The sequence below is a fragment of the Cupriavidus gilardii genome, from assembly GCF_008801915.1.
GTDB classification, from domain to species: Bacteria; Pseudomonadota; Gammaproteobacteria; order Burkholderiales; family Burkholderiaceae; genus Cupriavidus; species Cupriavidus gilardii.
In genome coordinates this window covers 56371-76746 of the sequence record NZ_VZOV01000004.1, presented here as the reverse complement: position 1 = coordinate 76746, position 20376 = coordinate 56371, and the positions used below count along the sequence as shown (strand labels likewise).

Below are 20376 nucleotides of genomic sequence, written 5' to 3'. Positions count from 1 at the left end.
CCGGCGCTTGTGGGCTGCCGGGCTGTTTTTAGACGCACCTAGGGCGACTCTGATGCGCAGAGTACATCATCTCCATCGAGAACGCAAGCTATATAGTGGTCCCCTTTGCGTTTTTGCTTCATCGCCTCACTCCGGGTTTCAATTCCCTTCGTTCTCCCCTTCGGGTGCGCCCATCCATAGCCGTTAACAGGTGCGCCGCCTCGCTCAATTGCCTCTTGGCGCTTTTTATCCACGCGCTTGCCGCGCCGGTGATAGTCCATCATGTTGCCAAGGTTTGTCGTGATGTAGACATTCCCGACAGCATATGGGCCCTCGTCCCGCTCCCTTCCCATGCACAGGCCGTTCTTCCCACGGCCCCGGAGGTGGTAGACCGGCTCCCAAATTTCCCACCACTGTTCAAAGGTCAGTTCCCAGCCAATGCCGCGAGATTGCGCATTGCGCTTCTGCATTTCGAAAGCCGCTCTTGGGGCAATCTTCTTCTCGCTCATCAGTACTCGACCCCCTTCCGCCGCAGGATCGGCTTGATTGCTTCCTTCGCCTGGGCATAAGCCTCCGGCTGCCGATCCCCTGCCCGCGGGTTCCGGTACACCGCGGGGCCCATGCGGTTGCGTTGCTCGATCAGGATGGCGAGCCGATAATCGCCGGGAAGCTCATCCATCGCCGCCGAGATCAGGGGCATGACATAGGCTTCCACGCGGCTATCGAGCACGTCATCGATGCTGTCCCACTGGCGCGAGGTCACAGCGTGGGTGCAAGCCGGATCGACGCGGCTGTATCCGATGACTGGCGCATAGTTCTGCTCGCGCTGGAACCAGTCATACAGCAAGTCGTCAAGCGCGTCGTACCGATAGGACGAAAGCGCCGAAGGGCGTTCCTGTCTAGTTGGGGTTGCGGTATATGCCATCATTCCTCCTGATAGCTGACGGCGAGCGCCGCAATCGCTCCTACGCACGCGCCAAGCATGAATATTCCAACCCCAAGCAAGATGGTCATGCCGCCTCCATAAGTAGCCGGATGGTGTCGTTCAACACTGAGATTTCGTCCTTCTTTAGCACCTTCCACATGCGCTTCTGCCCGTGGATCCCGTTGAACGCGCCGGTATGGCAGTCCTGGCAGAGCGGGATTGCCGTGTACCACTGGCCTTGGTTGATCTCGTGCGCATCGCACGGACCACGGGCACCACAGCACCCGCAGTCCATCGACTTGATGCGCTCGATGTGCCGGCGCTCTGCGGTGGTGGGCTTGGATTTATTCTTGGACCACATGCGGTATCTCCGCGCGGATGGCGTCGGCACAGGCTTCTGCATGCCACGCGCCTACCGGGCTTTCTGCTTGTCGGCAGCACTCTGCGTGAACGCGACACACCTTTTCGGCCTGCTCCATGCCGGCGGCGAAGCCGATGGTGTGGGCTGCGTACCAAGCCGCCCGGAATACGGTGTAGTTGACGGCCGTGGCCCGGATGCCGGACTTGAGCCACGCCTCGCGCATCTGGTCATTGGTCATCGCGCGGTCCTTTCCTCAACGCCAGATACACGGCCACAACCGCCATGAGCCCCAACGGCGCGAAACAGGCCAGTTGCAACAGGAATTGATGAAGCCACGTCATCCCTTCTCCCCCTTGCTGGCCTCAACCGCGACCATGAGCGCCGCCTGCGTGCCGTGGATACCCTTGTCGGCAAAGAACTTGGCTGTGAGCGATGCGAGTTCAGGCGTAGCCGGCTTGCGCCCCATTTCGATGGCGGACAGCTCTGCCGGCGACTTGTCCATGCTCACGGCCATTTCATAAAGGGACGAGCCAGCAACGATCCTGAGTGCGCGGATCAACATCCCATACGGGGTCAGCCGGCTGCGGAATAACGCTTGAATACGTTCATCCGGAGACGCCGGCTCTTGCCTCTCCGGGGCTTCTGGCGCGACTGCCAGCATCGCACCGTATCTCGCTCGCGTCGAACTGCCCGGGGTTGCGAATGTTCTGTCAGCTATGACGATCATTTCCGGCGTCGGCTCTACCGGCACCAGTTTCCACTTCGTGTGGTCGTAGGTGATCGTCTTCATTTCGTGTCCTTGGACGCAGCGGCGATTAGGTCTTGGCACAGTTGGCGGAACACTTCGCGGTATTGATCCGGCCGCAGTGCGTCGGCATTCCGCTGATCGATGTCCCACAGGTAGCAACCGTCCCCACTGGGCGACGTAATCTCGATGCCTTCCTCGTCCTGCGATATCCTCCACCCCTCCGGCACGGTCGATATCGCCATTCCGATATCGGGCGTGGGCGCGGCGGCAAGCATGTGCCGCCATGCAATAGACAGTCGGCCCATCCATTCGAGGAAATTCATGCCCAGGCCGCCGCTGTTCGCTCCAGCCTTGATCATTTCCGGCGTGAGTTCCACGGGCATCAGCACATACCCCTCCGGCACTCCCGCCCGCTGCCCGTTCGTGGCGTGGCGGTCCAGAGCGGCAATCGCGCGCCGCAATGCTTCCTTTGTGCGCGGGCCACCGGTTCCATTCTCAAGGCTCCAGCGAAGTTCCTCGATCAGTTCAGCCATGTCCTTTCTCCTTGCGTGCCGTGTCGATGGCGGCGTCGAATGTGGGGCCGCGCAATTCCATCCCTCCGAATAGCCAATTCGGGTTGCCCATCTTGTAGGACTGGACTTGGATCGCGGTGTCACGCAGGAATCGATACCGCTCCGCAATGGTCCGCAGTGCGGCGTTCTCCTGCTCCAGCTCGCGGATGCGGGCGATCAGGGCCGGCAACGCGGTACGTGCTTCCGCGATGAAGCGGCGATCCGCCTCGGACACCACGACGGTTGCGTACTCGTTCCGGATATTGCAGGCATACAGCACGCCGCCATCGCGTCCATCCGAGCCACTAAGGCGCAGGAAGCTATTGCTGGTCCACCATTCCCACGGCCCCGGCGTTGCCGCCTTCGCCAGCCGCCCCAGCTCGTCCAGGTTCAGCTCACCCATGATTGCGCTCCCCCTCTGCCGCTTGCGAGGCGGCGCGCAAGTCGTCGTACCGGGTGACGAGGCGGTCCATTTCCTTCTTGCAGGTGGCGATGATCCGGTTTGCAGCCTTCTCGCTGGCGACGCCGCCGTAGACCGTGCCGCCTTCCAAGACGGCGATAACGGCGCCGAACGTCGTCAGGTTCGAATGCAATCGCGTCAGTTCGTCCAACGTGCGCTTGTCCATCACGCTCCCTCCTTCGACGCGGCGAGGGCGGCATCAATTCGTTGCAACAGGTCGTGGTCCGCTGCCGTGTTGCTTTCATCCCATTGCCGCTCCACTACGCCGCGCGCTTCACGTAACAGCGCGATCAGCCCCTGCGCCCCGGTAGCGGCTTGCGGTGCGGTGTAGACCGGGACCAATCCGCCGATGCGTTTGGCGATCCGTTCGGACCGTGTGAAATAGTTGCCATTGCTGGCGCTGGCCCATCCGAACGGTTTTCCGTGCCCCGTCCCTGCGGCGGGCGCGGCGAGCAGGGCGACCAGCGTATCCGCATGGGTGAGCGCGTCGTCGCATGCGCCGTTCCAGTGGTCGCCAAGGATTTGCTTCGCCGCCATAAGGCAATTGGCAACGATCTTTGCATGCGTGACGACATCCACCCCGCGCGCTTCCTCGGCGGGCTGCTCGGCCAGCATCCGCGATTGCTGCATCGTCAGCCCACACGAAGAACAAGCGATGCCATCCGGCTCGGCCTGCTGCGCGCTCGGCGCGGCGCGGGATAGCAGGGCGCGCTCGATGGCGCGGGCAAAACGCAGGCGCAGTGCCTTCTCGAACCCTTCATGAACTGGAGACAGGTCTTTCCATTCAACGCCGCTCCAAACTTCTTCGATCTGCTCATCCGTCAGCCCCGCCGCCTGCGCTGCCGGCTGCTGCGCGAGGTGCTCGGCGCGTAGGGCGGTGCGGCCAGCTTCCCATGCGGATTGCGCTGATTCGGTATGCCCATACTCGAACGAGTCCGAGTCGAACCACCACTTCTCGAACGCCTCGCGCTCGGCTTGTTCCATCCCCACCGCTTCCTTGTCCATGTCAGTTCTCCCTAGAATGTCTCAATCGCCCAACCGCCGCCGTCCTTCTTCGCCTTGGCCTTCACGGCCAGGAACGTGAGCGGGTATTGCTCTGCTGCTACCTTGATCTTCACGCGCGCATCGTCGGTCCAGAAGCCCTTCACTTCGTGGCACTCCAGCTGTCCGTCGGCCGCCATCACGGCAAAGTCCGGCGTGTAGAACGTGTTGTCCGCGAGCCGCAGCTTCATGCCCTCGAACCGGAACCACAGCACTTCACCGGCTTGCCTGCGCAGGTCCAGATGCCGTGCGTAGGCTTGCTCGGTCTTGTTCATCGCGCCGGTCTTGAGCCGGCCTAGGGCGCGCATGCGGTCTCCCGCGCGCGTAGTGGCGACAGGCTCCGGGTCGCAGCAAGTAGCGATGGCCAACATTTCGTCTTGCGTCATGCCTTCCGCTCCAGTGCATCCAACTCAGCGCCGGTGAATTCGCGCCCATAGGGATCGGGCAGACCGTTCTTGGCGCAGAAGTCGTCCAACTTCTGGAACCCGTTCTCAGCATGGAAGCGATACCCGAGGCGATGCGCCTGCGCGAATACGGTCCAGAAATGCTCGAAGAATTCCGGGTTCTCGCGGATTGCCTGCCGCACCTCGGCCTTGTCGGCTTCCTCCCATTGGAGTTCGGCAGACAGGTAGCGAAGATCCGCGGCCAGCTCTTGGGTGATCCTCATGGTCAGAATGCCCCCTCGATATCAACCGTTTCCGAACGAGGCCGCTCCGCCTTGGGCAGCTCGACCTTGTAGCGTTGTGGCACGTCACCACGCGCTTCCAGGTACTGCAGGGACGCCGGGTCGAACCAGAAGCCGTAGTGCCCCTCCGTCTCGCCGTTGCGCTGCTTCTCGAGCTGCAAAATCGTGTCTGGCTCGCTGAGGTCGTACTTCATGTCCCCGCTGCGCACAGCCTCTTCCTTGGCCTTGTTGCGCCACACGATGAACACGTTGTCCACCAGATCGGTGATCGAGCCCGCGCCCTTCACGTCGAACTTGCCGGGCTGCTCCTTCTCGCTCTTGCTCTTGCGCACATGGGCAACAAGGTGGACATGGACGCCGGTATCGTGGGCCACCGTACAAAGCCGGTTCACGAAGTCCTTTTGGGCGTTGTAGTTGTCCTCGCCGTCCACGACCTTGGTCAGGTTGTCCACGACGAACTGCTGGATCCCGAACTTGTCGGCGGCGTATCGGATGATCGCCACCATGGTCTCGGGGTTCGAGTTGCCCACGTGGTCATAGAGCCAGAGACGGCCATCCGTCCATGCATGGAAATTCCGGATGAAGTCCATAGACGGCTCGTTACCGCCCCACGCCTGGCGCGACATACGGGCCATCGAACGCTTGGGCGCCATCTCCAGCGATGCCACGCACACGCGCTGGCCCTGCTGGCACTGATTCAGCGTGACATGGCCGACGAACTGGGATTTGCCGTGGCCATTGATGCCGGCCCACAGCGTCACCTCAGCCGGACGAATCTCGAAGTCAGCCCACGTCTTCTGGAAGCCCAGCCCAACTTTCGGGGCAGTACGCGGTCGGTAGAAAACGTCGATCACGTCCTTTGCCCACTCGCTGGCCGCGCGTACCTTGTGGCCTTCCTCCGGCTCGCGGAGGTACGGCGTCAGGTCTACAGAATCGTCAATCAGTCTCATCGGTCCCCCGGAATTGCTTGTTCTCGTACTGCGTCCACGGCCAGTAGATCGCCGCGTAGTCACTCGCCTCGAAGCGGCGCTTATCCAACGAATCCGGCTTGATGTGGACGATGCAGTCGGCGCCCTCATGCGACTCCACGTCCCACAACCCCAACCACTCCGGGGCGAACCGCCCGATTCCGATCAAGGTCGGTGCAAACCGGATACCCGGCTTGGCAAAGACGCATGCCTTCAGGCCACGCATCCAGCGCCAGTCGTAGTCCCGATCCGGGTTCGCCAGCACCACCGGGTTCACCTCATCCAGCGCGCCAACCAGCGAGACGATCACCAGATCGGCAGGCCGCTTGCCGTTCAGGCGAGCATCCAGAATCGGCTTTGCACCGTAGGGCAGCGTCGTCATTTCAGCCCCGCGAATCGGCTTTGCTGCGGCAGGTCTGGCTTCTCGTCCTTGACCCAAGCTGCCTCGAATCCTTGCCAGCCCCGCGCCATGCACTTCGTCACGACGGCTTCCAGCGACCACCCTGCTTTCGCTGCCTCGGCCTTCAGACCATTCCAGGCTGTCTGCGTTAGAGGCGCGCGCTTCTGCTTGCGGAATGCCAGCCAGTCGGTGGCCGTCTCTGCTGTCAGACCGTCAGCAACAAGGTCTTCAACGGTGAGCGCGACACGCGCTGTTTTTGTTTTTATTTCTTCTCTACTCTTATCTTCTCTGTCGTTCCCGTGCGTTGCATCGCGTTGCATGTCGTTGCATTGCGATGCTTCGCGTTTCTTTTTCTCGCGGTGGATGCGGGACCTCTCAGTGCTGGAAAGCGCGCCAGTAAAGGGATTGCCGGAATCTTCGCGTTTGGGCTGACGTTCGTTCCACTTGGCAATGGCGCCGTCAACGATCAGTCCCTTCTGCTCCATCGCCTCGAAAATCGCGCTGACAACCCCGTCCTCGAAACCGAACGCAACGTCGAAATCGCTGCAATCGAACGATGCAACGTTGCCTCGCGTTGCATCTGCGTTGCATTGCGTTGCACTGCTGGCGTGCTCAAGAAGAGCTGCCCACACAGCGATGACCGATCCAACGCACTGACCACTCTTGCGGGCCACCCATTGGAACTTCGGGTCATTCACGGTGCCATGCCACCAGCGAAACCAATCCATCCCTTGCTCCTGCTTATGCCGCCTTCCCCAGGATCTTTGCCCGGAGAGTTGCAGCCTTCTGCTCGGCTTCGTGCAGCTCGCGCAGGTCATCGTTGAACATCAAGTCGCGCTGGTAAGCGATCCACTGAGTAATCAGGGTATGGCCGACCAAGCATTCGAACCGGGCCACAGACGTGATGGGCATGTGCCAGATCTTCCCTGCCGAGTCGCGTCCGTTTTTGATCTTGGAGAATTGGCTAGGCGAGAGGCCCAGGTATCCCGCATACGTCTTTTCCAGGAACTTGAACCGCGACAGTTCGATCGCCTTGCGGATCAGTTGAGCCTCGCTGCTGATGGCCGCCACGATGTTGCTGTCAACAGGTTTTGGCTTTTCCATCAGGCACATAAGAGGCATTTCGAACTGAGTGGGGACAGTTGACACTGGAGTTGACACTTGAGCCTCGCCTAAAAAAGAAGGCATCGAATGGATGCCACGGCTAAATAAATGACCTTATTGCTTGTTCTTCTTCGACTTCTTCCTGCTCGACAGCCCAACCGGGGGCTGCACGTCGTCGCTTGCGTCCTGGCTGTGCGTGATCTCACGGAGGAACAGCGCCGGGAAGGCGATCTTTACGGAGGGGGGGATGCCTCGTACCCTCCAGTTGTGAACTCGCTGGATACCGCCCCGCTTGTCGTACCCAAGCAGCTCTGCGACTTTGGCGGGGCCGCCAAGGCTCTGGATGATTTGCCAGTCCGCATGGACGGCGGTCTTTTTCGCGTTCATGCGGGTATTAAACATGACGTTTAACGGAAAGTCAAACACTACGTTTATCAACGAAACGTTTACTCGTGAGAACATCCGCGCCATGCACGAAACCATGGTTCGCCTTTACGAGGCCGCGAGAAAACTGAAGGGGCTAGAGACGCCTACGGAAGTGGCTCGTGTGCTTAATCAGTCACAGCAAACGATCAACAATTGGGAGCGGCGCGGGATATCCCAGCGGGGGATGTTGAAAGCTCAGGCAGAAATTGGCTGTAGCGCCACATGGCTACAAACTGGTACGCCACCAATGGTCGCTGTCAAGCTCCCTAACGGCGCAATTCAGATAGAAGAAACACTTAACGAGAATTCTGTAGCGCTTGCTTACAATCCTCTGCCATCCCCAACGACGCTTGCGGGGGTGGTAGTACGGCCAATTGTTACTTATGAGAGCCTAGAAGAACTCCCGAAGGAGTCCACGGTTCTGGTTACGAGGATTGACGTGGAATTGTCGGCGGGGAGTGGGAGGGAGGCTTGGCACATCGAGGAAAGGGAGCCGTTGCCGTTTCAGGCGGACTACATACGACGACTCGATGCAAAGCCAAAAAATCTGGTAGCGGTGAAGGTCAATGGAGACAGCATGGAGCCGCGACTGTTCCATGACGACACCGTGATAGTCGATCGCGCAGATACGAGAGTGCCGGCCAATGGGGGCGTCTTTGCCTTGGTCTATGCTGGCGAGCTGCTTGTCAAGCGCCTATTCAGGCTGCCAGATGGGGGGTTGAGGGTGGTCAGTGACAACCATGAGCGATATGAGCCCATCATGGTGGCGCCGGAACACACAGAACACATCAGCATCATTGGCCGCGTCAAGTACCGGTCAGGCGTTGGAGATTTTTGACGGAGGGTGAATAGATGCGAAACGCTTTTGCGGCACTCCTGGCCGCGCTGGGGGTTACTTATGCGAATGCCCAAGTGTATGTGGCTCCGCACGTAGACCGAAATGGGAACTACCATCAGGGGCACTACCGAAGCGCGCCAGATGGCAATCCCTACAACAACTACAGTACCGCTGGGAACGTGAATCCTTACACAGGACAGCCTGGAACGCGAAACCCATACCCGGCGCCCGCGCAACTGGACCCTCACGCATTCCAACGAGGCGCTGGCACGATGCCTTTGCCACCGCGGCCCCCTGCCGGCCAGATTGACCCGTACGCCTTCCAACGCGGCATGCGCGGCTACTAAGCTTCCTCCACTTCACTGGAAGCCCACCCTCAGAGGTGGGCTTTTTGTTGTCCGCTCGCTACACACTGCGTTTGGCCAATCTTCATTAAACATGGCGTTTGACATCCAGCTAAACGTCGTGTTTAATAGAATCCATCGACGCACTACACCACTGGAGCAAGCGATGCCAGCCACCCTCACCCAAGCCCCGATCCGAGTCCCCGGCCAGCCCGAGGTGGCGGACGACTTGGAACACCTCTGCTCGTCCTTCTTCGGCGACCTGCGCGTCGAGGTGTACGGCAACGTCGTTGGCCACGGCATGAGCGCTCGGATCTATGTGGCCGACGTCGCCATCGCCGGTACGACGATCAGCCTGCGCGACTCGCTCGAGGGCACCCACTGGGAGCGATTCGAACGCGATGCCCGCGAGGCATACGAGCGGTCGCTACGCCCGGTCAGTGACTGGCGCGGCAATACCCACTGGCAAGCCGCCTGAACAACGACAACGCGAGGGGAAAGACGATGAGCCGTTACGAAGTTCTTGAGGTCAATGACAGCCGCGATTTCTGCGAATGCTGCGGGAAGACGGGATTGAAGCGTGTTGTCTTTATTCGCGACACGGAAACCAATGACGTCAAGCACTTCGGCACGACGTGCGCCGCCTCCCCGACCAAAGGGTTCGGTGTGGACAAGGAGATTAAGGCCGCGGTTGCGAGATTTAACTCTCAAGGAACTGCGGTAAGCCGCGCGGCGTACTACGAGTACAAGCGTCGCGGTGGCAGCTACATCGCCCATCCGACGAAAGCACACACCTGGATTCCTGCCGATCAAACGGTATTCGATGCCGTACATGCGGAAATTCTGGCCTCACTCAAGGAGCAACGCTATGCCGGCGCCTGAGAGGAAAGTCGTGCCGCTTCAGAAAGAGCGACGCCGGAAAGAAACCTACCGATACGCAAGCCTCGTTCTTGAAGCGTGGGACCGGATGGAACACGAGAGTAAGCGCGAAAGGCTCGAGCAGGCCGCAGAGGTACGGCGCAAGGCGCGCAACACGCTCTAACCCAACGCGCCCGCACTCGCGGGCTTGGAGACAGACATGGATCAACAGGACAAGAGCGGGCAGAAGTGGCCGAAGGGTAAGTGGCGCTTCGAGCCGTCGATTCCGTACGAAGGTGTGGAGTGCTATTGGATCTATGCGGGCACAAATCGCATCGGCTCCATCGACGGGCCGCAGATCGAAGAGCAAGAGGCGGCAGCAACGCTGTGCGCCGCCGCGCCGGAGCTGTACGAGGCGCTGCAATGGATGGTCCAGCGCTCAGACGAAGGCGGATATCCCGATGGCAAGTGCCTTGCTGCTGCCCGCGCCGCCCTCGCCAAAGCCACCGGGAGCCGGCAATGACGACCGACGAAGCCGTGAAGCGCCAGGCCGAGCACGAATGCCTGATCGAAGAACTGACGCAGACGCTCAAGGGAATTGCCGAGGCCGACCCGAGAACGTGGGACCCCGAGATGCGCGACCAATTCCAGCAATGGGCGCAAAGCCGTGCCCGCGCAGCGCTGGCCCGCGCCAAGGAGCAGCATCAATGAGCCGCTACGCCCTCTGTATCGCCCTACTGGTGTACGTGGTGCCGACGCTGGTCGCGGCGATTGTCGTGTTGCTGTGGGTGGCGCTGACATGAGTCAACGATCCACGCTTCCGGCGCATCGCCTGTTGTGCGGCCTTGTGACCGACGACCACGGAAACGAAATGCAGATGGTCCCGCCCGTCGTCAGCTCGGATACGTACGAGCAGGGAGTGCTCTTCTGGTTCGACGGCTTCTGCGACCCGGACATCTTCGAGCGCCACATCAAGGAAACCACGCAATGACGCCCCAATGGACCGACGCCGGCCTAGCGCGGCTGCTGAACGACGTGAAGAAGGAGAACGGGATGGAACACCAATCGAACATCGCTGGACGAGTCCGCAAGATCATCGCCGAACAGTTTGCAATCGACGACGCCGAGCTGACGAACGATAACCGAATCGTCGACGACTTCGGGGCTGATTCACTCGACACCATTGAGCTGGTGATGACCATCGAGGATGAGTTTGGCATGGAAGTCCCTGACGAGGACGCAGAGAAGATCCAAACCGTCCAGCAGGCTATCGACTACGTTGCGATGCGCGTCGGGGGTGCGGCATGACGACGATAAAGGACGGTGAGCCGGCGTTCCCGTGCCAAGCAGAAGGCTGGACCCGCAGTGATGCAAGCGGCCTCACCGCGCGCCAGTACGCCGCTATCCACCTTCGCGTGCCGGACAGCGGCACCGACTGGCTGGACGACATGATCCGCAAGGCCCAGCGCGACGAGTTCGCGGCGAAGGCACTGCCGGCTGTGTACAGAGATTTATGGGATGACGTTCGCGCAGGAAGGCACGGCTGCGTTCCAGAAGAATGGAAGATGGGTGTCGCGCTTGATGCCTATGCACTGGCCGACGCCATGCTCGCCGCGCGGGAGGGCAAGTCGTGATCCACGACATCCGCGACTTCAACGCCATGCGCCAGCGCCAGGCAAAGAACCTGCGCCGTCTGCGCGCGGCAACGTGGCTCGCCATCGGCGTCCTGCTGGTGGCCAACATCATCGACATCGCAAGGAGCTGGCTGTGAACGAACAAGAACTGACGCCGTGGTTTCCTGCTGACGTGAAGCCGGCGCGAGACGGCGTGTACCAGCGCGACTACGGCTCCGTGAGCTTGTACTGCGCGTATCGCCGAGGGAAATGGCGCGTGTTCGGCTACACACCGGAAGCTGCCGCATGGGAAGTCGCTGCAAGCAATATCGAAGCGCCGTGGCGCGGCCTGGCAAAACCCGCGAAGGAGCAATGACATGACCCCGACCAAAGGATTCGACCTGCGGCACTACGAGTCGCCGCTGACCGAGGCAGAAAAGCGCCAGGCACGCGAGGACGGACTGCGCGAGAAGGCCAAGGCCGCGCTAGGCGATCGCTACGTGCTGTCGCTGGCCAATGCCCCGCGCAAGGGCCAGTACAACGCGATGACGGGCGCGAGGTTGGCCTGACATGGACCCGGCTTACTGGCAGACCGTGGCGCAGTGGCAGCAGGCCGAAGAAGAAGAACTAGCCGAGTACATGCGCTGGCACGAAGAGTACCGAGACAGATTGAATCACCTGAACTGCGAGAACGACCATGAGCATAGCGACATTGATCCTTGGGCAGAGCGGCACCGGCAAGAGCAGCAGCCTCCGCAACATGGACCCTACTGAAACGCTGCTGATCCAGACCATTCGCAAGCCGTTGCCGTTCCGTGCGAAGGGATGGGGCTACCGGAGCAAAGAGAACCCGACCGGCAACATCTTCGTATCCGACAAGTGGGACACGATCACCGGTCTGATGAGCAAGACTCAGCGGCCCATCGTCGTAATTGACGACTTTCAGTACCTGTTGGCTAACGAGTTCATGCGCCGAAGCGACGAACGGGGATTCGACAAGTTCACGGACATAGGGCGCCATGCCTGGGAAGTCCTGAATGCCGCGAGCACGCTGCCGGACGATGCCCGCGTCTACATCCTCAGCCATACCGAGGAAGACCAAGGCGGCACGACGAAGATCAAGACCATCGGGAAGATGCTGGACGAAAAAATCACCATTGAAGGCATGGTGACCATCGTCCTGCGCACGATGGTGCTGGACGGTGAGTACCGCTTCAGCACGAAGAACAACGGGCGAGACACCGTGAAGAGCCCCATGGGCATGTTCGACAGTGACACCGTTGAAAACGACTTGGCGATGGTCGATCAAAAAATCGCCAAATTTTACGAACTGACCACTACCGCATAAGGATCTAGAGCATGTACAGCCTGAACACGACCGCAGCCCGTCAAGCCGACCAACGCAGCGAGCGCATTACCGAGATCGGCAAGTACATCGGCGTTTTCACCCGAGCCGAAGATGTCGAGAGCACGAAGGGAACTCGGGGCATCGACTTCGCCTTTCAGACCGACGCCAAGCAAACCGCCAACTTCACTCTGTGGACGCTGAACGCAGACGGGAAAGAACTGTTCGGCTACAAGCAACTGCAAGCGCTGATGACTTGCCTGCGGGTCAAGCATCTGGAGACAAAGACCGCCATCGTCAAGAAGTGGGATCGCGTCGCCAATCAGGTTCTGGACGTGGAGGCTGACATCTTCGAGGACCTGATGGACCGCCCTATCGGCATTCTCTTCGAGACGGAGGAATACGAGAAGAACGATGGTTCCTTGGGTCTCAAGGTAGTGCCGGCCGCCTTCTTCGATGCCGACACTGAACTGATGGCGTCCGAGATTCTGGACAAGAAGGTGCAACCCGCGCAGCTGGCAAAGATGCTTCCCACTCTGAAGCATCGCCCCCTCAAGAAGGCGGTGGCCACGCAACAGCGCCACGCTAGTCCCGCTCCTTCCGGGGGCGGCTTCGATGACATGGACGACGACATCCCCTTCTGACGGAGACCCACCATGAGCGCCCTCACCCTCTACCAGATCGCTGCTGAACATCGCTCTCTGGCCGATACGCTCCAGAACATGGACCTGGACGAGCAGACCATTGCCGACACACTGCAGGCCGAGTCGGGCTTGGTCGAAAAGTCGCAGTCCGTCGCCTTCGTGATCCGCAATCTCGAGGCGTTCGCGGATAGCGTCAAGGCCGAAGCGGACGCGATGGCGGACCGGGCCAAACGTGTCCGGGCACGCGCAGATGCCGTGAAGAAGTACCTGCACCAGTGCATGAACATGGCTGGTGTCCAAAAGATCGAGCATCCGCAGTTCACGATCACCGTTCGCAAGAACCCGGATTCTGTGCAGATTGACGGCGTGGACCTGATCCCGAAGGACTACATGCGCGAGATCCCGGCCAAGTACGAGCCGGACAAGACCCTCATCAAGAAGGCCATCAAGGACGGATTCGAGGTTCCCGGCGCCAGCCTTGTGAGCAGCGAACGTCTGGAGATCAAGTAAATGGCAACCGCTCTCCGCACCTTCGTACTGCGCGGCGACAGCAACGCGCAAGCTCCTACCAACGCCACACCACGCTCGAAGACGCGCGAGTATCGAATCTGGTGTTCCATGCGCGCCAGATGCATTTATCCGTCGGCTTCTGGATACAAGCGATACGGAGGCAGAGGAATAAAGGTCTGTGAACGATGGGCGCACAGCTTCGATGCCTTTCTGGAAGACATGGGGCCGTGCCCTCCCGGTTATTCGATCGACCGAATAGATCCTCATGGCAACTACGAGCCCGGGAACTGTCGCTGGCTGAGCATGGCGGCCCAAGCGTCTACGAGAACTAATAACAGGCTAGTCGAGTACCAGGGCGAAGTGATCACAGCAGCCGAATTATCCAGGCGCACTGGCATCCCTCACGCCAGGATTCTATACAGGCTTAGCAAAGGCTGGTCAGTCGATCAGGTGCTGAGTATCCCGAAGCAGAGGAGGCCGCCTCAGGTAACTGGACGCGCGATCCTTACCATTGAAAAGGTAAGGGGAATAAGGAAGTTGCTTAAGGCTGGAACCAATCAAGAAGAAATTGGAAGGCTGTTCGGTATTTCAAGGCAGACGGTTAGCGCCATCAAGCGAAAGGAGGTATGGCAATGGCTGGATTGAGCTTATCTCGGGTCTTCGTCTTGCGAGGGGACGATGGCGCTCAGGCGCTTTACGCCTTCCTCCGGGGCAACTGGCGCCAACTGGCCGACGCCGGCAAGCCGCTGGCCATCACGGTATCCGAGCACCGGGCCAAGCGAAGCACGGACCAGAACAAACGCTACTGGGCCATCTTGAACGAGATCGCCGATACCGCATGGCTCAACGGCAAGCGTTACAGCGCGGAAGCGTGGGCCGAGCACTTCAAGCGCCAATTCATCGGCACCGAGGAATTGCCGGATGGCAGCAGCGTCGGCATTTCCACCACCACGCTCAACGTGGAGGAGTTCGGGGCGTACATGACTCGCATAGAGGTGTATGCCGCAACCACGCTCGGCGTGGAGTTGAGCACCGTCTGACCGCTTGCGGCGCGCCGTGTCACCCCGGCTGGCGCGACCGCCTTTTTATTCCTGTGACGCCATGAGCAGAAGCCAGAAGCCCCGCAAGCCGTACCGCCCCAAGTGGAACTCGGGCGGCGTCAAGCTGCGCTCCGAACCCTGGAGGGTGGCCGCGGTGTTCAACCCGCTCGAATCCATGCTCGACGCGATCGAGCGCGACGGCGAAGTGATGGCCACCCGCGACGGTACACCGATCTTCCGCGACCTGAACGATGGCCACTACTACGAGACCGCTCCGGCGCTGGAAGGAATCATCGACGCCTTCCATACGCACGCCATGCGACAGCACAGACCGATGCCTCTTGACCCGCTGCGGCTGCTGGCTCGTAAGCTGCGCTATGCGATGCCGCTGGAGATGGCCGACATCACAGCAGTGCGCCAGGCAATCAAGGTGCTGCGCGCCGAGTCGATGGAAATGACGCTGCAGTACGCAAACGACCTGATCCGGACGACGCAGATTCGGATTGAGCTCGACGAGCGGGAGGCAGCATGAAGGATGTAAATCTAGACGCGCTGGAGCGGCTGGCCGAGGAAAAGCGCGGTCGAGCCTCAATGAGTGTGACGCCGCGGCAAATTCTCTCCCTCATCGCCCACATCCGCGAGCTGGAGCAGGACGCGGCGCGGTATCGGTTCCAGCGTGCGAATGCTGTGGAAAGCGCTGGCATTACGGCAGATCAATGGGACGCCCTTGTAGACGCCGCCATGCCCCCCAGCAACGGGGCCAAGGCATGAGAACGTGTCTCGACGTTGTAGCGGTGACGCTGGCCGTATTCGTCATAGGCCAGAAGCTATCGGTAAGCAACGCAGAGGCATTCGTCTTGTCGTTCTGCGGCTGCTGGATGTACCTGCGTTGCGTGAAGGAGAAATGATGAAGGTATCTGAACTGGAAGGCGCGCTACTGGACTACTGGGTGGCGCGAGCGGAGGGCATCCCGCTAACCGAGGTCGAGCTAGATCGTGGCGCAATTTGCCGCGTGTACCTGCCTGACGAGGCGCGACGGGACTATCTCGGCGGTGTGGGGGACATCATCCCAGGAGAATGGGTCTACTACCAGCCGAGCGTCTGGTGGCACAACGCCGGCCCGATCATCGAGCGGGAGCGCATTACGCTCTTTGCTTGTCCGAACTTTAGCGGCCCTGAGTGGGAAGCAATAGTAGGAGCCTACGATACCTACGACGGATTGGATGGCGATCACAGCATGTACGCCACAACCCCATTGATTGCCGCCATGCGCGTCTACATAGCCAGCAAATTTGGCAAGGAAGTGCCTGATCTACCCGATACCGCATAGCAAATGGAAGCAGCAGCAGCACGCATCATCGCCCTCACCCGCACACTATGGAATCTGGAGAAGGCACATGAAGAAGCGCCTCGATGAATGGCTGAAGAGCCAGTTTGATCCGCCCCCGGCCATCCGAACCGCGCGGCTCTGGATCAAGGATGGCAAGATCTACCCGCCGCCCGTCAAGGTCGGCCGGGCCTACTACGTCGAGGAAACCGCCGTGTTTCAGGACGGCGTGAAGCCTCGCCTCGCGCAGCGCGTGTTCGGATAACGCCATGGCTGCCAGACCACGCATCCGGAAGCGGGCCCATTTCCCGCCCAACCTGCACGAGCCGCGCCCGGGCTACTACACCTGGCGGAATCCGCTCGACGGCAAGACCCACGTCATCGGCCGCGTGCCGTTGGCCCAGGCCATTCAGGAAGCCAACGAGGCGAACGCGCATGCAGAACGCGCCTCGCCACGGCGATCGCTGATTGATCGCGTTGCCTTCGGGCAAGAAACGATCCGCGATTTGCTCGCTCAGATGCCGGACCAAGGCACGGCAGTAACCACGCAGCGCAAGCGTCGCTCGATGGACAAGACGATCTGCGAACACATCGGCGACATCGAATGCAGCGCCCTCGAGGTGCGGCACATCGCTGAAATGCTGGAGGCGATCAGCAACGGCGGAAAGCCTGGCTGGGCGAAAGACATCCGCAATCGCATGATCTCAGCGTGCGCCAAGGCGCTGGCAAAGGGATGGATGAAGACGAACCCGGCTGCTCTGACCGAACGCCCAAAGGTCAAGGTGCGACGCCAGCGTTTGACACTAGACGCATTCCAGGCGATCCGCGCCAAGGCACCCGAAGTGAATCTGTGGCTCGAGAACGCAATGCTGCTCGCCCTGATCAGTGGGCAGGACCGAGCGACGGTCACCAGTTGGAAGCGCGCCCAGGTTTCCGGCGACACGGCAACCGTGAGCCGTGCCAAGACGAAGCATCGACTGGTGCTGGCCATTCCTACTGCCCTGCGCTTGGAAGTGATTGGCCTGTCGCTGGCCGACGTGATCCAGCGGTGCAAATCGACCGGCGTGGTAAGCCAGCATCTGATTCATCACGTCGTGCCACAAGGCGCCGCACGCCGCGGCGACCCTGTGAGCCCAGATACCGTGTCTGCGGCATTCACTGAAGCGCGGCGTTTGGCTGGCATCTCGGACGAAGGCGCGCCGACCTTCCACGAGATCCGCAGCCTCAGCAAGCGCCTGTACGACCAGCAGGGTAACGTCGACACGAAGACATTGCTCGGGCACACGACCGACAGCATGGCGGATCTGTACGCAAATTCGCGCGGCGCGGAGCCTGTCAGGGTGCGTTACAACGCTTCGTGATTTCACACGAATTTTGAACACCTATTGAACAGCCACCCGCAAACCGTTGCTGGGCGCGGCTCTCCAGCAAACAATGTGGCCATCCTGATGGCGACCGCCGAGGTGCTGGCCGGGATGAAGGACCAGCTGCCCGGCACCGTCAAGTTCATCTTCCAGCCGGCCGAGGAAAGCCCGGCGGACATCGAGCCGGACGGCACCAATATCTGGGGCGCCAAGCAGATGGTGGCCGAGGGCGTGCTGGAGAACCCGAAGGTCGATGCGATCTTCGGCCTGCATGTCAGCAGCGGCATCGAGTCGGGCAAGCTGGCCTGGCGCAGCGGGCCGGCGATGGCCGCCGCCGACCAGTTCTGGATCGACGTCAAGGGCCGCCAGACCCATGGCGCGCGCCCGTGGGGCGGCATCGACCCGATCGTGGTGTCGTCGCAGATCGTGCTCGGTCTGCAGACGATCCAGAGCCGGCAGGTCAATGCGATGCTGGAGCCGTCGGTGATCACCGTCGGCACGATCCACGGCGGCAACCGCATGAACATCGTGCCGGAGAAGGTCGAGATGATGGGCACCATCCGCACCTATGACGAGGGCATGAAGAAGGACATCCATGCGCGGATGAAGCGCACCACCGAGTCGATCGCAGCCAGTTCCGGCGCCGAGGCGACCTTCCGCGTGGTCGAGCTGTACAACGCGACCGTCAACCAGCCCGCGCTGACCGAGAAGATGGCGCCGACGCTCAAGCGCGTGGCCGGCGACGGCAACTGGATGCTGGCGCCCAAGGCCACCGCGTCGGAGGACTTCTCGTTCTACCAGGAGAAGGTGCCGGGCCTGTTCTTCAATCTCGGCGTGACGCCGAAGGGCACCGATGTCACCAAGGCGCCGTCGAACCACTCGCCGGAGTTCTACGTCGATGAGCCGGCGCTGATCCATGGCGTGCGGGCGCTGTCGAACCTGACGGTCGACTACATGACGATGGCCCAGCGCTAAGGGGCCGGGCGGGCCGGGCGCAGGGGCAGGCGCGGGACGATTACAATAGCGTCCTTTCACCGCCGCCCCTGCCCCGTACGGGGCGGCGCATGCATCCGACCCGTCCATGCCCCTGATTGTCCAAAGCCTCCAACCCATCGCCTCCCAGGATATCGACGCGCTGCGCGCGCTTGCCGACGCGCCCGGCCTGAGCCTGCGCGCCGACACCGTCGCCACGGCCGAGGCCTGCGCGCCGCTCGACGACCGGCTGCGCGATGCGCTGGAGACGTTCTGCGAGCCGCGCCGGCTCGACTGGGCGGTGCTGCCGACGCACCGGACCCTGTCCGACTTCCGGCTGGTCGCGATGGACATGGATTCGACGCTGATCACGATCGAGTGCATCGACGAGATCGCCGATTTCTGCGGCCTGAAGGCCGAGGTCTCGGCGATCACCGAGGCGGCGATGCGCGGCGAGATCACCGACTTCAACGAAAGCCTGCGGCGCCGCGTCGCGCTGCTCAAGGGGCTCGACGCCAGCGTGCTGGACCGCGTCTACGAGGAACGGCTGCGGCTGTCGCCGGGCGCCGAGCGGATGCTCGCGGCCGCCCGCGCCGCGGGCCTGCGTACGCTGCTGGTATCGGGCGGCTTCGTGCACTTCACCGAGAAGCTGAAGGCCCGGCTGGGCCTCGATTACGCCCGCGCCAATACGCTCGAGATCGTCGACGGCAAGCTGACCGGCCGCGTCGAGGGCGAGATCGTCAATGCCGAGGTCAAGGCCCGCACCGTGCGCGAGACCTGCGAAGCGATCGGCGCCGATCCGCGCCAGGCGATCGTGATGGGCGACGGCTCGAACGACCTGAAGATGATGGCGATCGCCGGCCTGTCGGTCGCGTTCCGCGCCAAGCCGGTGGTACGCGCGCAGGCCAGCGTGGCGTTCAACCATGTCGGGCTCGATGGGTTGTTGAATCTGTTCGCGGCTTGACCTCAGTCGACCTCAGTCGACCTCTGTCGGCCTTTGTCGACCTCTGTCGGCGGGCCTCTCTGCCGACCAGGCTCTGTAGTCCCCTGCCGCCGCATTGCCCTGTCCCCGACCCTCTCCCGCAAGCGGGAGAGGGAGAACGCCGCCGGTGTCGGCGACCCCATCCCCGGTCCGTAACGCTTCCCGCCTCCGCCACCCGGCTCCCCTCTCCCGCCTGCGGCAGAGGGACTTGAGGCGTGGCAAGCCGCACCTGTCACCCCGCCTTCCAATACATTGCAAACAATATCAATAACTTGCATCGTCAAATACGAATCATTACCATTTGTGTTTTGAATTCCGTAACAAAATATTGGCGATGCAACTCTTTGCCGCTCTTCTCGGCCTGGCGGGCGCTGCCTGCCTGTATCTGGCCGGTCCCAACCAGGTGCTGCTGCGCCGGCCGCCTCAACGCCGGATGATGGTGTGGCTCGGCATCGTGCTGACGTCGGCCGGCGCGGTCGGCTGGTCGGTCGAGCACAGCTGGCCCTCTTCGATCGCCGCGACGCTGGCCACGCTCGGCACCGGCCTGTCGCTGTGGCCCTTCCTTGGCTGTTATCTGCACAAGCGCCGCGGCGGCGAGGAGGCGGCATGAACGGCGGCATCGGCACCAAATGGCTGGCCGGCACCCTGCTCGGCTTTCCGCTGTCGCTGGCGGCCTGCACGCTGGCGATCCTGTGGCTGCCGGGCGGCTGGCAGAGCGGCATCATCGGCGCGGTGACCGCCAGCCTGCCGCTGTGGGTCGCGATCATCAGCACCAGCCTGCTGTTTTCCAGCAGCCGCGCCGCCTGGCTCTGGCTTGGCGCGGCCAATCTGATCTGTTTCGGTGCGTTGTGGGGATGGCGGCTGATGGCCGTGCCCGGCGCGGCCGCGTAA

At 61.5% G+C, this 20376-nt stretch carries 39 protein-coding genes and 1 pseudogene; 24 read left to right on the top strand and 16 right to left on the bottom strand.

What is annotated here, in order from left to right; all coding sequences use genetic code 11:
• Positions 1-38 precede the first annotated feature (38 nt).
• The 16 genes from F7Q96_RS07615 to F7Q96_RS07545 all read right to left on the bottom strand — a co-directional run bounded on the left by F7Q96_RS07615 (position 39) and on the right by F7Q96_RS07545 (position 7624).
• Positions 39-488: a hypothetical protein gene (locus F7Q96_RS07615; RefSeq protein ID WP_151022377.1), complete on the bottom strand. Its 450-nt coding sequence runs from the start codon at positions 486-488 to the stop codon at positions 39-41.
• Positions 488-907 (bottom strand): hypothetical protein, encoded by a 420-nt coding sequence (locus F7Q96_RS07610; protein ID WP_151022375.1) that lies wholly within the window; start codon positions 905-907, stop codon positions 488-490. Before F7Q96_RS07610 ends, F7Q96_RS07615 begins: the two co-directional genes overlap by 1 nt.
• Before the next feature lie 82 nt (positions 908-989).
• A complete protein-coding gene (locus F7Q96_RS07605) occupies positions 990-1265 on the bottom strand; it encodes a hypothetical protein (RefSeq protein ID WP_151022373.1) in 276 nt (91 codons plus the stop codon).
• Positions 1249-1503: a hypothetical protein gene (locus F7Q96_RS07600; protein WP_151022371.1), complete on the bottom strand. Its 255-nt coding sequence runs from the start codon at positions 1501-1503 to the stop codon at positions 1249-1251. Before F7Q96_RS07600 ends, F7Q96_RS07605 begins: the two co-directional genes overlap by 17 nt.
• A 99-nt stretch (positions 1504-1602) precedes the next feature.
• Positions 1603-2055 carry a helix-turn-helix domain-containing protein gene (locus F7Q96_RS07595; RefSeq protein ID WP_151022369.1) on the bottom strand — a complete coding sequence of 151 codons (453 nt, stop codon included), beginning with the start codon at positions 2053-2055 and terminating at the stop codon, positions 1603-1605.
• Positions 2052-2546 (bottom strand): hypothetical protein, encoded by a 495-nt coding sequence (locus tag F7Q96_RS07590; protein ID WP_151022367.1) that lies wholly within the window; start codon positions 2544-2546, stop codon positions 2052-2054. The genes F7Q96_RS07595 and F7Q96_RS07590 overlap by 4 nt, the downstream gene beginning before the upstream one ends.
• On the bottom strand, positions 2539-2967 hold the full coding sequence (locus tag F7Q96_RS07585) for a hypothetical protein (protein ID WP_151022365.1): 429 nt from the start codon (positions 2965-2967) through the stop codon (positions 2539-2541). The genes F7Q96_RS07590 and F7Q96_RS07585 overlap by 8 nt, the downstream gene beginning before the upstream one ends.
• Positions 2960-3190 carry a hypothetical protein gene (locus F7Q96_RS07580; protein ID WP_151022364.1) on the bottom strand — a complete coding sequence of 77 codons (231 nt, stop codon included), beginning with the start codon at positions 3188-3190 and terminating at the stop codon, positions 2960-2962. Before F7Q96_RS07580 ends, F7Q96_RS07585 begins: the two co-directional genes overlap by 8 nt.
• Positions 3190-4029: a hypothetical protein gene (locus F7Q96_RS07575; protein ID WP_151022362.1), complete on the bottom strand. Its 840-nt coding sequence runs from the start codon at positions 4027-4029 to the stop codon at positions 3190-3192. Before F7Q96_RS07575 ends, F7Q96_RS07580 begins: the two co-directional genes overlap by 1 nt.
• An 11-nt stretch (positions 4030-4040) precedes the next feature.
• Positions 4041-4451 carry a DUF1064 domain-containing protein gene (locus F7Q96_RS07570; protein WP_151022360.1) on the bottom strand — a complete coding sequence of 137 codons (411 nt, stop codon included), beginning with the start codon at positions 4449-4451 and terminating at the stop codon, positions 4041-4043.
• Positions 4448-4732: a hypothetical protein gene (locus tag F7Q96_RS07565; protein ID WP_151022358.1), complete on the bottom strand. Its 285-nt coding sequence runs from the start codon at positions 4730-4732 to the stop codon at positions 4448-4450. Before F7Q96_RS07565 ends, F7Q96_RS07570 begins: the two co-directional genes overlap by 4 nt.
• A 2-nt stretch (positions 4733-4734) precedes the next feature.
• On the bottom strand, positions 4735-5700 hold the full coding sequence (locus F7Q96_RS07560) for a DnaB-like helicase C-terminal domain-containing protein (RefSeq protein ID WP_170266007.1): 966 nt from the start codon (positions 5698-5700) through the stop codon (positions 4735-4737).
• Positions 5687-6100, bottom strand: coding sequence for a hypothetical protein (locus F7Q96_RS26790; RefSeq protein WP_170266006.1), 414 nt, complete (start codon positions 6098-6100; stop codon positions 5687-5689). Before F7Q96_RS26790 ends, F7Q96_RS07560 begins: the two co-directional genes overlap by 14 nt.
• Positions 6097-6846, bottom strand: a complete 750-nt coding sequence (locus F7Q96_RS07555) for a hypothetical protein (RefSeq protein WP_151022353.1) — start codon at positions 6844-6846, stop codon at positions 6097-6099. Before F7Q96_RS07555 ends, F7Q96_RS26790 begins: the two co-directional genes overlap by 4 nt.
• Positions 6847-6859: 13 nt before the next feature.
• The gene (locus tag F7Q96_RS07550; protein ID WP_151022351.1) at positions 6860-7231 is read right to left on the bottom strand and encodes a hypothetical protein; all 372 of its coding nucleotides are present in this window, start codon (positions 7229-7231) and stop codon (positions 6860-6862) included.
• 105 nt (positions 7232-7336) lie between these two features.
• Positions 7337-7624, bottom strand: a complete 288-nt coding sequence (locus F7Q96_RS07545; RefSeq protein WP_249041654.1) for a hypothetical protein — start codon at positions 7622-7624, stop codon at positions 7337-7339.
• Here F7Q96_RS07545 and F7Q96_RS07540 point away from each other — a divergent pair.
• From F7Q96_RS07540 to F7Q96_RS07430, 24 genes and pseudogenes are all read left to right on the top strand, one after another.
• Positions 7623-8486, top strand: a complete 864-nt coding sequence (locus F7Q96_RS07540) for a LexA family transcriptional regulator (protein WP_151022349.1) — start codon at positions 7623-7625, stop codon at positions 8484-8486. The genes F7Q96_RS07545 and F7Q96_RS07540 overlap by 2 nt on opposite strands.
• A gap of 510 nt (positions 8487-8996) precedes the next feature.
• Positions 8997-9308, top strand: a complete 312-nt coding sequence (locus F7Q96_RS07535; protein WP_151022347.1) for a hypothetical protein — start codon at positions 8997-8999, stop codon at positions 9306-9308.
• A gap of 26 nt (positions 9309-9334) precedes the next feature.
• Positions 9335-9712 (top strand): hypothetical protein, encoded by a 378-nt coding sequence (locus F7Q96_RS07530; RefSeq protein ID WP_151022345.1) that lies wholly within the window; start codon positions 9335-9337, stop codon positions 9710-9712.
• A gap of 196 nt (positions 9713-9908) precedes the next feature.
• Positions 9909-10211 (top strand): hypothetical protein, encoded by a 303-nt coding sequence (locus F7Q96_RS07525; protein ID WP_151022343.1) that lies wholly within the window; start codon positions 9909-9911, stop codon positions 10209-10211.
• Positions 10208-10399 (top strand): hypothetical protein, encoded by a 192-nt coding sequence (locus F7Q96_RS07520; RefSeq protein WP_151022341.1) that lies wholly within the window; start codon positions 10208-10210, stop codon positions 10397-10399. The genes F7Q96_RS07525 and F7Q96_RS07520 overlap by 4 nt, the downstream gene beginning before the upstream one ends.
• Positions 10400-10487: 88 nt before the next feature.
• The gene (locus F7Q96_RS07515; protein ID WP_151022339.1) at positions 10488-10679 is read left to right on the top strand and encodes a hypothetical protein; all 192 of its coding nucleotides are present in this window, start codon (positions 10488-10490) and stop codon (positions 10677-10679) included.
• Between the two features lie 62 nt (positions 10680-10741).
• Positions 10742-10996, top strand: coding sequence for an acyl carrier protein (gene acpP, locus F7Q96_RS07510; RefSeq protein WP_151022466.1), 255 nt, complete (start codon positions 10742-10744; stop codon positions 10994-10996).
• A complete protein-coding gene (locus F7Q96_RS07505) occupies positions 10993-11322 on the top strand; it encodes a hypothetical protein (protein WP_151022337.1) in 330 nt (109 codons plus the stop codon). Before acpP ends, F7Q96_RS07505 begins: the two co-directional genes overlap by 4 nt.
• A complete protein-coding gene (locus F7Q96_RS26785) occupies positions 11319-11459 on the top strand; it encodes a hypothetical protein (protein WP_170266005.1) in 141 nt (46 codons plus the stop codon). The genes F7Q96_RS07505 and F7Q96_RS26785 overlap by 4 nt, the downstream gene beginning before the upstream one ends.
• Positions 11456-11677, top strand: a complete 222-nt coding sequence (locus F7Q96_RS07500; RefSeq protein ID WP_151022334.1) for a hypothetical protein — start codon at positions 11456-11458, stop codon at positions 11675-11677. The genes F7Q96_RS26785 and F7Q96_RS07500 overlap by 4 nt, the downstream gene beginning before the upstream one ends.
• A 1-nt stretch (position 11678) precedes the next feature.
• A complete protein-coding gene (locus F7Q96_RS07495; protein ID WP_151022332.1) occupies positions 11679-11870 on the top strand; it encodes a hypothetical protein in 192 nt (63 codons plus the stop codon).
• A gap of 128 nt (positions 11871-11998) precedes the next feature.
• Positions 11999-12649 (top strand): DEAD/DEAH box helicase family protein, encoded by a 651-nt coding sequence (locus F7Q96_RS07490; protein ID WP_151022330.1) that lies wholly within the window; start codon positions 11999-12001, stop codon positions 12647-12649.
• 11 nt (positions 12650-12660) lie between these two features.
• Entirely contained in the window at positions 12661-13290 is a 630-nt protein-coding gene (locus tag F7Q96_RS07485) for a hypothetical protein (RefSeq protein ID WP_151022327.1), read from the top strand.
• Positions 13291-13302: 12 nt separating this feature from the next.
• Positions 13303-13800, top strand: a complete 498-nt coding sequence (locus tag F7Q96_RS07480) for a siphovirus Gp157 family protein (protein WP_151022325.1) — start codon at positions 13303-13305, stop codon at positions 13798-13800.
• A 632-nt stretch (positions 13801-14432) separates the two neighbouring features.
• Positions 14433-14840, top strand: coding sequence for a recombination protein NinB (locus F7Q96_RS07475; RefSeq protein WP_170266004.1), 408 nt, complete (start codon positions 14433-14435; stop codon positions 14838-14840).
• A 61-nt stretch (positions 14841-14901) separates the two neighbouring features.
• On the top strand, positions 14902-15372 hold the full coding sequence (locus tag F7Q96_RS07470; RefSeq protein WP_151022321.1) for a hypothetical protein: 471 nt from the start codon (positions 14902-14904) through the stop codon (positions 15370-15372).
• Positions 15369-15611: a hypothetical protein gene (locus F7Q96_RS07465; RefSeq protein ID WP_053821955.1), complete on the top strand. Its 243-nt coding sequence runs from the start codon at positions 15369-15371 to the stop codon at positions 15609-15611. Before F7Q96_RS07470 ends, F7Q96_RS07465 begins: the two co-directional genes overlap by 4 nt.
• Positions 15612-15744: 133 nt before the next feature.
• Positions 15745-16170 (top strand): phage protein NinX family protein, encoded by a 426-nt coding sequence (locus F7Q96_RS07460; protein WP_053821956.1) that lies wholly within the window; start codon positions 15745-15747, stop codon positions 16168-16170.
• 67 nt (positions 16171-16237) lie between these two features.
• Positions 16238-16432: an excisionase gene (locus F7Q96_RS07455; protein WP_151022319.1), complete on the top strand. Its 195-nt coding sequence runs from the start codon at positions 16238-16240 to the stop codon at positions 16430-16432.
• A gap of 4 nt (positions 16433-16436) precedes the next feature.
• On the top strand, positions 16437-17528 hold the full coding sequence (locus tag F7Q96_RS07450; RefSeq protein WP_053821958.1) for a tyrosine-type recombinase/integrase: 1092 nt from the start codon (positions 16437-16439) through the stop codon (positions 17526-17528).
• Between the two features lie 72 nt (positions 17529-17600).
• A pseudogene (locus F7Q96_RS07445) lies at positions 17601-18506 on the top strand (amidohydrolase); the annotation flags it as partial.
• Between the two features lie 106 nt (positions 18507-18612).
• The gene (gene serB / locus F7Q96_RS07440; protein WP_053821959.1) at positions 18613-19467 is read left to right on the top strand and encodes a phosphoserine phosphatase SerB; all 855 of its coding nucleotides are present in this window, start codon (positions 18613-18615) and stop codon (positions 19465-19467) included.
• A 352-nt stretch (positions 19468-19819) separates the two neighbouring features.
• Positions 19820-20095: a hypothetical protein gene (locus tag F7Q96_RS07435; RefSeq protein ID WP_053821960.1), complete on the top strand. Its 276-nt coding sequence runs from the start codon at positions 19820-19822 to the stop codon at positions 20093-20095.
• Entirely contained in the window at positions 20092-20376 is a 285-nt protein-coding gene (locus F7Q96_RS07430) for a hypothetical protein (protein WP_053821961.1), read from the top strand. The genes F7Q96_RS07435 and F7Q96_RS07430 overlap by 4 nt, the downstream gene beginning before the upstream one ends.